This window comes from Candidatus Omnitrophota bacterium (assembly GCA_028707125.1).
Lineage (GTDB): Bacteria > Omnitrophota > Gorgyraeia > Gygaellales > JAQTUX01 > JAQTUX01.
Map to the genome: position 1 here is coordinate 778,809 of JAQTUX010000001.1, position 12,755 is coordinate 791,563.

General features: G+C 51.6%; 12 protein-coding genes. All 12 read left to right on the top strand.

Translation table 11 applies throughout. The annotated features are described in order from the left end of the window. Positions 1-90 precede the first annotated feature (90 nt). Genes PHR44_03880 through ruvB form a run of 12 tightly spaced genes read left to right on the top strand, consistent with a single transcriptional unit; the run spans position 91 to position 12,734 of the window. Complete coding sequence (locus PHR44_03880; GenBank protein ID MDD4909801.1) at positions 91-828, top strand: isoprenyl transferase; 738 nt, start codon at positions 91-93, stop codon at positions 826-828. Further along, positions 828-1,625: a phosphatidate cytidylyltransferase gene (locus PHR44_03885; protein ID MDD4909802.1), complete on the top strand. Its 798-nt coding sequence runs from the start codon at positions 828-830 to the stop codon at positions 1,623-1,625. Before PHR44_03880 ends, PHR44_03885 begins: the two co-directional genes overlap by 1 nt. After that, complete coding sequence (locus tag PHR44_03890; protein ID MDD4909803.1) at positions 1,622-2,767, top strand: 1-deoxy-D-xylulose-5-phosphate reductoisomerase; 1,146 nt, start codon at positions 1,622-1,624, stop codon at positions 2,765-2,767. The genes PHR44_03885 and PHR44_03890 overlap by 4 nt, the downstream gene beginning before the upstream one ends. Beyond that, entirely contained in the window at positions 2,764-3,840 is a 1,077-nt protein-coding gene (rseP, locus tag PHR44_03895; GenBank protein MDD4909804.1) for an RIP metalloprotease RseP, read from the top strand. Before PHR44_03890 ends, rseP begins: the two co-directional genes overlap by 4 nt. A 12-nt stretch (positions 3,841-3,852) precedes the next feature. Then, positions 3,853-4,908, top strand: a complete 1,056-nt coding sequence (gene ispG / locus PHR44_03900) for a flavodoxin-dependent (E)-4-hydroxy-3-methylbut-2-enyl-diphosphate synthase (protein MDD4909805.1) — start codon at positions 3,853-3,855, stop codon at positions 4,906-4,908. A 2-nt stretch (positions 4,909-4,910) separates the two neighbouring features. Next, the gene (gene proS, locus PHR44_03905) at positions 4,911-6,095 is read left to right on the top strand and encodes a proline--tRNA ligase (protein ID MDD4909806.1); all 1,185 of its coding nucleotides are present in this window, start codon (positions 4,911-4,913) and stop codon (positions 6,093-6,095) included. Beyond that, positions 6,073-6,543, top strand: coding sequence for a hypothetical protein (locus PHR44_03910; GenBank protein MDD4909807.1), 471 nt, complete (start codon positions 6,073-6,075; stop codon positions 6,541-6,543). The genes proS and PHR44_03910 overlap by 23 nt, the downstream gene beginning before the upstream one ends. Before the next feature lie 3 nt (positions 6,544-6,546). Further along, positions 6,547-7,740, top strand: a complete 1,194-nt coding sequence (gene nusA, locus PHR44_03915) for a transcription termination factor NusA (protein ID MDD4909808.1) — start codon at positions 6,547-6,549, stop codon at positions 7,738-7,740. 13 nt (positions 7,741-7,753) lie between these two features. Beyond that, positions 7,754-9,988, top strand: coding sequence for a translation initiation factor IF-2 (gene infB / locus PHR44_03920; GenBank protein MDD4909809.1), 2,235 nt, complete (start codon positions 7,754-7,756; stop codon positions 9,986-9,988). After that, positions 9,951-10,964, top strand: coding sequence for a tryptophan--tRNA ligase (gene trpS, locus PHR44_03925; protein ID MDD4909810.1), 1,014 nt, complete (start codon positions 9,951-9,953; stop codon positions 10,962-10,964). The genes infB and trpS overlap by 38 nt, the downstream gene beginning before the upstream one ends. After that, positions 10,961-11,728: a segregation/condensation protein A gene (locus tag PHR44_03930; GenBank protein ID MDD4909811.1), complete on the top strand. Its 768-nt coding sequence runs from the start codon at positions 10,961-10,963 to the stop codon at positions 11,726-11,728. The genes trpS and PHR44_03930 overlap by 4 nt, the downstream gene beginning before the upstream one ends. Further along, on the top strand, positions 11,664-12,734 hold the full coding sequence (ruvB, locus tag PHR44_03935; GenBank protein MDD4909812.1) for a Holliday junction branch migration DNA helicase RuvB: 1,071 nt from the start codon (positions 11,664-11,666) through the stop codon (positions 12,732-12,734). The genes PHR44_03930 and ruvB overlap by 65 nt, the downstream gene beginning before the upstream one ends. The last annotated feature ends 21 nt before the right edge of the window (positions 12,735-12,755 follow it).

Consider the following 12,755-nt stretch of genomic DNA (forward strand, 5'->3'; position numbering starts at 1 on the left):
GATATGGCCTTTTGGTTTAATGGGGGGAGATAGATTCCCCCTTTTTGTTAAGATGAAGGGCGGCAATTTAAGCCCCGCCTTTAATAAATCATGAAAAGAGAAAATCTGGAATGGGCCGTAGAAAACAAGGGCCGCCTGCCGCGGCACATAGCCATAATAATGGATGGTAACGGCCGCTGGGCGAAGAATAGGGGCCTGCCGAGGAATGCCGGGCATAAGGCAGGTATAGACAGGATAAAGACCACCTCTGAGGCCGCGGCAGAGTGCGGCATAAAGGCGCTTACCTTTTTCGCCTTTTCCACGGAAAACTGGAGCAGGCCCAAGAGTGAAGTAGGCGCGTTGATGAAAATGATGGAGCGCTATTTAAAAACCCAGCTTGGTTATCTGATGAAGAACAATGTGCGGTTCAGCGTCATCGGCAGGCGCGATCCTTTGCCGCCGGGCCTCATTGATACGATATCCCGCACGGTCAAAGCGACCCAGGGCAACAGCGGCATAATGGTGAACATCGCCCTGAATTACGGCTCGCGGGCGGAGATCGTGGATGCCGTAAAGAAGATCGCCAGGATGTATAAGATGGATAAACTTAAGGATGGGGATATAGATGAGGATACCGTAAGCAGTTTTCTTTATACCAAAGGCCTGCCGGATCCCGATCTTCTTATACGCACCAGCGGTGAAATGCGCATCAGCAATTTTCTCCTCTGGCAGCTTTCTTATGCCGAATTATATTTCACAGAGACATATTGGCCTGATTTCGGCGAGGATGAGTTTACGCGGGCGCTGAAGGCGTTCAGCGGCAGGCAGAGGCGGTACGGAGGTGTATAATGTTGTTATATAGGATCATCAGCGCGGCGGTCCTTATTTCCCTGGTATGCCTGGCTATAATATTTGACCGCGTCTATGTTTCGGTCGTTACTATCCTGATCGCCCTTGGGCTGTATGAGTTCTTTGCTATGGTGGAGCGCAAGGGCATCAGCATCTACAAGTATTTCGGTATAGCCATAGGCATTGCCATACCGCTCTCCATTTATTTCAAGTTTGAGTTGACCAAAAGCTGGGAACTCTTGTTCACAGTGCTGGCGTTGATCATCCTGATCATCCTGCAGCTTACCCGCAAGGACCACTCTCAGGCAGTGCAGGGTATCTCTGTCACACTCTTCGGCATAATTTACGTGGCGTGGTTCTTCAGCTTTCTCATAAAGCTTAGATACCTGCCTGACGGAGGCAACCTTGTCGCCAGCATTCTTTTGATCACAAAGGGCTCCGACATAGGCGCCTATCTTGTGGGTGTGCGCTGGGGCAGGGTGCCCCTGATCGCGCGCATAAGCCCCAAGAAGTCAGTAGAGGGGGCGTTGGGAGGGCTGATCTTCAGCATACTCTGCGGCATGGCCAGCAGGATATTTATCCCTTTTTCGTATCTGCACCTCGCGATTATGGGGGCAAGTTTCGGGGTCATCGCCCAGTTAGGGGACCTTTCCGAGTCTCTTTTCAAAAGGGACTGTCAGGTGAAGGATTCAGGAAGGCTCATCCCGGGTATGGGCGGCGTCCTGGATGTGATCGACAGTTTACTTTTTACGGTACCGGTGTTTTATTTTTATATGAGCGTAATTATGAAGCAATGAAAAAGATAGCAATTCTCGGTTCAACAGGTTCTATAGGCAGGAATACGCTCGCGGTAATATCGCGGTTCCCCCGCCATTTCAAGGTCGTGGGTTTAAGCGCCAACAGCAGCATAAGCGCCCTTATCAGTCAGGCGCGCAGATTCAGACCTAGGTCCCTGTGCGTCGGAGATCCGAGGTCCGCCTCAAGGATCAAGAGGGAGCTCGGCGGGACCGTAAAGGTATTTTCCGGCGCTTCCGGTTTAAGGGAACTGGCCTCTCAGGTTGAGGCGGACATGATCGTCCTTGCCATAAGCGGTTCGGCTGCTGCCCTGCCTTTGCTTGAAGCGGTGCGAAGAGGCAGAAGCGTGGCGCTGGCAAATAAAGAATCTCTGGTCATGGCGGGCGAAATCATAATGAGGGAGACGCAGAGATATAACGCTCAAATCCTGCCTATTGACAGCGAGCAGAGCGCGATCTGGCAGTGCCTCGCGGGTAACTGCAGGAAGTCGTTGAGCAGGATATACATTACCGCCTCGGGCGGCCCGTTGCGTAAGATGCCGGCGAGCAGTTTTAAAGGCCTTACCGCCGATGTAATACTCAAGCACCCCAAATGGAAGATGGGCAGTAAGATCAGCGTTGATTCCGCTACTTTGATGAATAAGGGATTTGAGGTGATAGAGGCGCGCTGGCTTTTCAACATCGGCGCGGAGAATATCAAAGTGCTTATACACCCGGAGGTGGTCATTCATTCTATGTGCGAATTCCGCGACGGCTCCATAATAGCGCAGATGGCTTCCTGCGATATGAAGCTGCCGATACAGTACGCGCTTAGTTTCCCGCGGCGGCTTCAAAGCATAGTAAGGCCGGTTGATTTTCTGAAAATAAGGAATCTGACATTTTTAAAACCGGACACAGGCACATTCCCCTGCCTTAATCTTGCTTACGAGGCGGACAGGGAAGGCGGGCTGGCGCCTTGCGTGCTTAACGCCTCAAATGAAGAGGCGGTGAACGCGTTCTTATCCGGCCGTATCAGTTTTGACAGGATACCTTATATCGTGGAAAAGGCGCTCTCCAGGAAACATAATAAGAAAGGCCCGGATCTGAAAGAGATACTGGACGCGGATGACTGGGCGAGAAATGAGGCAAGGAGGTTGATGAGTTGAGTCTGCTTATCTTTTTGGCGGTATTAAGCATATTGGTCATTATACACGAATTCGGCCATTTCATAATGGCAAGGAAATCCGGCGTGAAGGTGGAAGAGTTTTCCGTAGGTTTCGGAAAGAAATTATTTTCTCTTAAAAAGAAAGAGACCGAGTATTCTCTGCGCCTTGTTCCGCTTGGGGGATTCGTAAGGCTTGCCGGGGATGACCCCGAACAATGCAAAGGGGCGGATTACGAATTCCTTTCAAAGGGCGTGCTTACGCGCGCAAAGATCATATTTATGGGGCCGCTCCTCAATTACATTCTGGCATTGGTCCTTTTCTGGGCCATATTCATTATCGGCTACCCCACGCTCACTTCAAAAGTGGGCGGGTTCCTGGATGGTTTTCCCGCGGCCGCCTCAGGCATTGAGAAAGGCGATGTGATAACCGCCATTGACGGGTTTACGGTCGCGAATTGGGAAGATATGCAGTCCATTATAAGGAAGGCAAAATCCGATCATATTAACGTCACTTTGGAAAGGGGCGGCGAGCCGTTGACCAAAAAGGTGGTGCTGAAAAAGGAGACCGTTGAGGATCTAACCGGCCGTAAGCGCGAGATCAGGCTTATGGGCATATTGCCTTCCGAAGATATTGTGTATGTTAAGAGCGGTTTTTTAGGGTCATTTTTACGCGCGGCAGAGACATTGCTGGCGCTTACCAGTATGACTTATCAGGCGCTCTGGCGCATGATCACCGGAGGCCTTTCCGTGCGCGAGTCGGTTACGGGGCCGCTGGGGATGTTCTATATAACCAGCAAAGCGGCAAGCGCGGGCATCTCCGCGCTCCTGCATGTTATGGCGGTAATAAGCATGAGTTTGGGGATATTCAACCTTCTGCCGTTTCCGGTGCTTGACGGCGGCCACATAACACTTCTTCTGGTTGAGAAGATCAAGGGCTCAAGGATAAGCTCTAAAGTCAATAAGATGATAAACGATATCGGATTCACCTTGATCATATCCCTGGCCATACTGGTATTTATAAACGATATCATAAAGTTTCAAGTCGCGGAGAAGTTAGGCGGATTTTTTAAATAAGGTTGAGGCGGTATGCGGATCAAACGGCGTAAAAGCAGTGTGGTTAAGATAGGCAGCGTCAGCATAGGCGGCAGCCATCCCGTCCTTATACAGTCCATGGCTAAGGCCCGGACGAGCGACGTCCAGGGTGTACTTAAGCAGATAGAAGGCATGGCGCGCCTGGGATGCTCTACCGTGCGCGTTGCCGTAAAAGACAATGCCGATGCCGCGGCCATAAAAAGGATAAAGGGGCAGGCAAAGGTCAATCTTATTGCCGATATCCACTTTCATTATAAGCTGGCCCTGTTGTCGTTAGAGAACGGCGCGGATAAAATACGGTTAAATCCGGGCAATATTTATAAACGGGATGAAGTAGGAGAGGTTGTCCGGCTTGCCAAAGACAGGAAAGTCCCGATAAGGGTAGGTTTGAACTCCGGTTCAGTGGCCAGGGTTAAGTCGGACAGAAGTATCTCTGATTCTATGGTGAAGGCCGCGCTTAAATATATACGGCTTATTAATTCTTTCGGATTTGACGAGATAGTGGTGTCGTTGAAGGCGTCCAGCGTGATGGAGACCGTGGCTGCCTACAGGATGATCGCGCCTGTTTGCGGCTATCCGCTTCATCTGGGCGTGACTGCTTCGGGCCTGCCGCGGGACGGCGCCGTAAAATCGGCCCTGGGAATCGGGGTATTGCTATCCGAGGGAATAGGTGATACAATACGTGTGTCTTTGACCGCCGCTCCCGAAGAGGAGATCGCCCTGTCGCAGCGTATTCTGCAGGCGTTAGGGATGCAAGAGAGAAGAGTGGAGGTAATAAGCTGTCCCACTTGCGGCAGGTGTTCAGTAGACCTTGCTGAGATCGTAGGGCGGGTAGAAAAAGGGCTTGCTGATTTGAGACAGGCGGTAGGAGGCAGGCACAGCAAGGTTGCCGTGATGGGATGCGTTGTGAACGGCCCGGGCGAAGCAAAACAGGCAGACATCGGGATCGCCTTCGGCGCGGACTCGGCAATGCTTTTTGAAAAGGGGAAGTTTGTGAAGAAGGTGTCAAAGCAGGAATGTGTTAAAGAATTATTGAAGAGGGTTCAGTAAATATGTTATGGTCAAAGTCATTCATACCTACGCTCAAAGAGGCGCCTAAGGAGGCGGAATCAGAGAGCCATAAGCTTATGCTGCGCGCGGGACTGGTGCGCATGCTTATGGGAGGGGTTTATTCCTATCTTCCTTTGGGGTTAAGATGCCTCAATAATATTGAGAATATTATCAGGCAGGAGATGAACGCCGCCGGCTCGCAGGAGCTGCTTCTTCCCGTGCTGCAGCCCCTTGAGCTATGGCTCAAGACAGGCAGAGACAAAACAATAGGCGATGTGATGTTCCGGATCACCGACAGGCGCGGGAGAAAGGTGTCGTTAGGGCCTACGCACGAAGAAGTCATTACCGAGGTAGCCAGGGGGTTTGTTTCTTCTTATAAACAGCTGCCCTTTATACTCTATCAGATACAGACGAAATTCAGGGACGAGATACGGCCGCGGTTCGGGCTGGTGAGGTGTTGTGAGTTTATTATGAAGGATGCCTATAGTTTTGACAGGGATGAGGCGGGGCTGGACAGGAATTACAAATTGATGCTGGCCGCGTATAAGAATATCTTCAAGAGGTGCGGGCTCAACTTTATTACAACTGAGGCAGACACCGGAGTTATGGGGGGCAGCGAGTCGCATGAATTCATGGTGCCGGCTGAAAGCGGAGAAGACGTGGTGGAGGGGAAGAACGCCTTAGAGGTGGGGCACATCTTTAAGTTGGGCACAAAATATTCAGAGGCCATAGGCGCGCATTTCCTTGATGAGGACGGGAAGAGCAAGCCCATCGTGATGGGCTGTTACGGCATCGGCGTATCGCGCATGATTTCCGCCATACTTGAGCAGAACCACGATAAGGACGGGATCGTCTGGCCGGATGAAGTGGCGCCTTTTAAGGCGTTGATCGTAGCGGTTGACGCTACCGACAGCGCCATTATGAAATTCTGCGGCTCTCTTTACGAAGGACTGGGCAGAGAGGGGATAGAATGCCTTTTCGATGACAGGGATGAGCGCGCAGGCGTTAAGTTCAAGGACGCCGACCTCATCGGCATACCGCTTTCGGTTATCGTGGGAAAGAGTTACAAGGAAAGCGGCAAGGTGGATATCAAGGACAGGCGCAGCCATAAAAGCATAAGCGTGGCGGATAAAGAGGCGGCTAATCGCGTCAGGGAGATCTTGGATGGAAAGAGCGGAATTACTTAATAAAGTAAAAGACATATTTGATGCGGAATTCGCCGATTCCGGTTATGTGTTGGTAGATATATCTACATCAATAATAAACAGGCAGTTAAATATCCGCCTGGCGGTTGACAGGAAGGATGGAGGCATCAATCTTGGGGAATGCGCTGGGATAAACAGGCGTCTCTGTGAAATTCTGGACAGAGAAGATCTGGTTCAGGAAAGCTATGTCCTTGAGGTCGCCTCTCCCGGCGTGGACAGGCCGCTTGCCGGCGAGGCGGATTTTAGACGGAATATTCATCATACTATTTTTGTGATGTTTGAAGATGAAGCGGGAGGCATCAGTCAAATAGAGGGCGAACTGCTTGAGGTTAACGCGGGGGGCATAGCTATAAAGGCCAAGGATAAAACAGTGGATGTCCCTCTTGACAGGATCAAGAAGGCGAAACAAAGAGTTAAACTAGGAGATTAATATATGAACGGTGAATTATTGGCGATTCTTGAACAGATGGAGAGAGAGAAGGGCATAAAGAAGGACGTGCTGATCAAGGCGGTTGAGGCGGCGATCGCTTCAGCCGTAAAGAAGGTATTGGACGTCAAGCCCGGGGTAAACGTCAGGGCAGAGCTTAGCAGCGCGACCGGAAAGATCAAGGCCTATGCCGGAGATGAGGAGATAACCTCTATTGATATGGGCAGGATCGCCGCTCAGACCGCCAAGCAGGTTATAATCCAGAAGATACGCGAGGCAGAGAAGGATGTTGTCTATGAAGAATTTTCCGGAAAGGTGGGAGAGATCGTAAGCGGAGGCGTATACAGGTTTGAAAGGGGTAACATCATAGTTGACCTTTTGGGCAAGGCAGAGGGTATGTTGCCTAAAAACGAGCGTTCTCCCAAGGAAGAGTTCAAGCAGGGCGACAGGATACGGGCTTATGTGCTTGAAGTCAGGAAAGAAGCGAGAGGGCCGCACATATTGCTTACGCGCGCCCACCCTAATTTTGTGAAGAAGATGTTTGAAATGGAGGTGCCTGAGATCTATGATAATATTGTGGAGGTAAAAGCCATATCGCGCAAGCCCGGAGAGCGCACCAAGATCGCGGTACATTCAAAGGACGAAAAAGTCGACTCTGTGGGCGCCTGCGTGGGCATGCGCGGCTCGCGGGTAAAGAACATAGTCTCCGAGCTGCACGGAGAAAAGATAGACATTGTCAGGTACAGCGATGATACGCGCGAATACATAAAAAACGCGCTCGCGCCTGCCAAGATCACCGAGATACGGCTGGATAAGGACAGCCAGCGGGCAGAGGTTGTGGTAGAGGACGACCAGCTGTCGCTGGCAATAGGAAAACACGGGCAGAATGTGCGCCTGGCATCGGGCCTGGTTGGCTGGGAACTGGATATCCGCACAAAATCGCAGCTTGAGGCAAAGGCGGAAGAGAAAAAGCGGGCCGAGGTTGAGGAGGCCGCTCCTTCAGAGCCGCAAGAAGAGGGATCTCTACGCGCGCTTTCAGGGGTAGGTGAGAAGACCGTGGAAGAATTAAAGAAGGCGGGTTTTACCTCGCTCGCATCAATAGCCGATACCGACATAGCGGGCCTTACCAGGGTAAAGGGCATAGGAGAAAAGAAGGCGAAGAAAATGATCGCCGAGGCGAAGAAGGCGCTGAAAAAATAAACATACAGGACAAATGAGAGTAAACGAATTAGCGAAGGAATTAGGCATACCTACTCAGAAGCTGGTCAATAAGATAAAGCGGATGAAGATAAGTGTTGCCAGCGCCGTAAGCGTTTTGAGCGACAAGGATGTTCTGCGCATACGCAAGGAAATAAAACCGGGGGCAGGCATTAAGCCGGTTAAGAAGCCGCCGGTAAAACAGACAGCAGCTGCCCCTAAAAAAAAGGCAGAGCCGAAGCTGAAAAAGGCCGCGAAGGAAATAAAGAAAAAGCCGGTGCCGCCGCAGGCAGTTAAGAAGCCGCCGGTAGAGAAGAAGCCAAAGCCGGTTGCCGCGGCGCTTCCCGAAGTAAAGGCCGCCGCGCCGCAGCCGCAGAAACCGGCTGTTAAAGCCCCCGCGCCGAAGCCGGTCCCCGTGCCCGCGCCAAAACCCGTTCCAAAACCCGAGATAAAAAAAGAAGAGCCCCCTGAAGTATACGAGACGGCCATAGTCAAAAGCGTTGAATTGATCCTTCCCATAACCGTTAAGGACCTGTCGGTAAAACTCCAGGTTAAATCATCCATTTTAATAAAGAAGTTGATCGATATGAAGGTGATGGCAGGCCTGAATCAGGTCTTGCCCGAGGAGGTTGTGAGAAATGTCTGCGCGCAGTTAGGGGTGGAGATCAAGCAGATGCCACGCAAGGAAGAGGTGATTTTGAGGCCGCACAAAGAGGACGACCTCCCCGGGTCCCTGCGGTCCCGGCCCCCGGTCGCCACCCTTATGGGCCACGTGGACCATGGCAAGACATCGCTTTTGGACGTGATAAGAAAATCAAATGTCGTTGACAAGGAATACGGCGGCATTACACAGCATATAGGCGCGTATCAGGTAGTTGTTCCCGGAGGCAAGATCACCTTTCTGGATACCCCGGGCCATGAGGCGTTCACGGCTATGCGCAAGCGCGGCGCGCATATTACCGATATAGTCATACTTGTCGTTGCCGCGGACGACGGAGTAATGCCCCAGACGCAGGAGGCCATAGACCATGCCAGGGCCGCGGGTGTTCCTATAATAGTGGCGATAAATAAAATAGATAAGCCGCAGGCCAATCTGGACAAGGTTAAAAAACAGCTTGCCGCATTAGGCCTTAACCCGGAGGATTGGGGCGGAAAGACCATAATGGTGGGCGTTTCCGCTAAGACAGGAGAAGGGGTCAGCAGCCTGCTTGAGATGATACTGCTTGAGGCGGAGATGCTGGAGTTGAAGGCAAACCCTGCCAGGGCCGCCAGAGGCGTGGTGATAGAGGCAAAGATGAGCAAAGGCAGCGGCCCGGTTGTCACGCTGCTTATTCAGAACGGCGCGTTGCGTAAGGGCGATTCCGTAATAGCGGGGCGCTATTACGGCAAGATCAGGGCGATGTTTGACGACCACGGCCGCAAGATCGACGCCGCGGCCCCTTCCGTGCCTATTGAGGTGCTGGGTTTAAGCGGCGTACCTGAGGCAGGGGATGAGTTTTTTGTGATAGAGGACGAAAAGAAGGCTCGGGAACTTGCGGCCCTCAGGGGTGAGGAGGCCGGCAATAAGGAGCCGGAGGCGTCAAAAAAGATAACGCTTGAAGAACTGTATTCTCAGATAAAAGAAGGTAAGATCAAAGAGCTCAAGATCATCCTTAAGGCGGACGTGCAGGGTTCGCTCGAGGCGCTTCTTGAGTCGTTTAACAAGATCGAGTCAAGCGAAGTGCAGATAAACATACTGCACGCCGGCATAGGCGCGATCAACTCTTCAGATGTCATACTGGCTTCGGCGTCTAACGCGCTTATCCTCGGATTCCACGTCAAGCCGGACACACAGGCAGTGGATATAATCTCCAAGGAGGGTGTTGAGGTACGCACCTACAACGTTATCTATGAACTTATAGACGAGTTGAAATTAGCGCTGGAAGGCCTGCTCGAACCCAGGATCAAGAAGGTATTTTTAGGCAAGGTGCAGGTCAAAAAAGTTTTCAGTCTTTCAAGATCCGGGACCATCGCCGGATGTTTCGTGACTAAGGGCAAGATCACGCGGAATTCCCTGGTATCTTTGGAGAGGAACGGGCAGCCGGTCTACGAGGGAAAATTAAGCTCGCTTAAGCGTTTTAAGGACGATGTCAGGGAAGTGCAGGAGGGCTTTGAGTGCGGCCTGTCCCTGGCAGGGTTTAACGACTACCGGGAAGGGGATGTAATAGAGGTATATGAAGAGCAAAAGATCGCAAGGAAACTCTCAGATTAAAAAGGGCAGGGTATTAAGCGGTATGCGGCCTACCGGCAAACTGCACCTGGGGCATTTGGCAGGGGCGCTCGGCAACTGGAAAATGCTGCAGCAGGAATATGAGTGTTTTTTTATGGTGGCTGACTGGCACGCCTTAATGAGCGAGTATAATGATCCCGGCCGCGTAAAAGAATACGCGATAGATAATGTCCGTGATTGGTTAAGCTCGGGCATTGACCCGGACAAGGCCACGTTTTTTATCCAGTCCGAGGTCGGCCGGCACCTTGACCTGTTTATGATCCTTTCCTGCCTGACGCCTCTGGGGTGGCTGGAAAGAAACCCCACATACAAGGAACAGTTGAGAGAGATAAAGAACAGGGATATAAGCACGTTCGGATTCCTGGGCTATCCTGTTTTGCAGGCAGCGGATATACTGATATACAGGGCGGATACAGTACCCGTAGGGGATGACCAGCTGCCTCATCTGGAATTGACCAGGGAGATAGCGCGCCGTTTTAATCATATTTACGGCACCTCGTTATTGCCTGAACCGAAGGCATTGCTTACCAGGACGCCCCGGCTTTCAGGCATAGACGGCAGGAAGATGAGCAAAAGTTTCGGTAATACCATAAATCTTTCTGACAGCGAAGGCGAGATCAGGAAAAAGGTCCAGATGATGTTCACGGACCCTGAGCGCGTAAGGCTGAGCGATCCCGGCCATCCTGATAAATGTAACGTCCACAGTTATTACGCGGTATTCTGCCCTGAAATGAAGGCCGAGGTAGACGACTGGTGCGTTAACGCCAGGGTCGGCTGCACGGAATGCAAGAAGCGGCTTGCCGAATGCCTTCTTGAGGATGTATTGGGGCCCATACAGCGCAAGAGGAAATTGTTTCCAGACAGCAAGATCGAGAAGATACTTTCCCGCGGCACTAAAAGGGCGGGCCTGGAGGCGGGAAAGACATTCAAGGATATTAAAGGGGCCATGAAGATATGAGTTATAAGGTAAAACTTGAGGTATTTGAAGGGCCTTTGGACCTGTTGCTGTACCTGGTGAAGAAAGACCACCTCAATATCTGTGATATCCCGATAGCCGAGGTGACCGAGCAATACCTGCAGTATATTGAGCTGATGCGGCTTCTGGACCTGAATATAGCGGGTGAATTCCTGGTCATGGCCTCAACGCTCATTAACATAAAATCAAAGATGCTGCTTCCGGCGGAAGAAAAGCAGGCGCTTGAGGAGGAGGAAGAAGACCCCAGGCAGGAACTGGTCAACCGGCTTATTGAATATCAGAGGTTTAAAGAGGCGGCGGGAAAGCTCAAGAGATTAGAGGATGCCCGCAGGGAGGTCTTTACCAGGGATGCCAACGATGATCCGGCGGAGATAGACGATGAGGTATATTTTGAGGCAAGCTTATTTGATCTGATCGCCGCCTTCCGCAACGCCTTAAAAGAAGTCCCTAAAGATATATTTTATGAGGTGATCAAAGATGAGTTCACCGTGGAGCAGAAGATCCACGACATACTGCATCTTTTGCTTATTGAATCCAGGATATTGCTTTCGGAATTGTTCAACAAGGCGAGGAGCAAGATCGAGATCGTGTCCACGTTCCTGGCCATACTTGAGTTGATACGCCTTAAAGAAGTGAAGGTGAGGCAGAAGGGTGTATTTGGAGAGGTAGAGGTCATAAGAAATGCGGAAAATATCAAGCCCCACGCAACAGGACAGGCAGAGAATACCGGTCAATCCGAATCCTGATCTGGAAAGGCAGGAGTCCGAAGAAGACATAGTGCTGAATATGTCTTTGAGGCCGCTGAAGTTCTCGGAATTTATCGGCCAGAAGCCGACCATAGATAATATCAAGGTGGTCATTTCGGCGGCAAAACAGCGCAAGGAGCCGCTTGAGCATATCCTGCTTTCCGGGCCGCCCGGTCTGGGCAAGACATCGCTGGCGCATATAATCGCCAGGGACATGGGCACCAAGATCACCGCGACATCAGGCCCTGCCATAGAAAGGGCGGGAGACCTTATCGGCATACTCACAAATCTTGAGTCGGGAGACGTGCTTTTTATTGATGAGATACACCGGCTTTCCAAAGTGGTGGAGGAGTTCCTCTATCCCGCGATGGAGGGTTTTCAGATCGATTTTGTGATAGATAAAGGGCCCTACGCGAAGACCATAAAGTTTAACCTCAAGCCGTTTACGCTTGTGGGGGCTACCACAAGAAGCGGGCTCTTAAGCGCGCCGTTAAGGGGCAGGTTCGGCATATTTTACCACCTTGATTTCTACAGCGACGATGAGCTTGCCAGGATACTTAAGAATTCAGCCAGGAAACTCAGTGTTTCTTTAGACGAAGACGCCGCGCTGGCGATCTCCTCGCGCTCCAGAGGCACGCCGCGCATCGCCAACCGCCTGCTTCGCCGCGTGCGCGATTATGCTCAGGTTGAAGACCTGAAGCGCATTGACCGCCAGAGCGTGGAGAAGGCCCTGGATGCGCTAAGGATAGACAGGGGGGGGCTCGACGAGATCGATCGCAAGGTCCTCAGGGCGTTGATAGAGACATATGACGGCGGCCCTGTGGGCATTGAGTCGCTGGCAGCCTCCCTTAACGAAGAGGTGGATACGATCGTGGACTGCGTTGAGCCGTATTTATTGAAGGCCGGGTATCTTAAGCGCACCAGCCGCGGCAGAATGGTAACTGACCTCGCCTACGAGCATTTGAATATTCCGCATAAGTCGGAAAAGCAGAGCGAATTGTTTTAGAATCTACCCCACACTTACGTG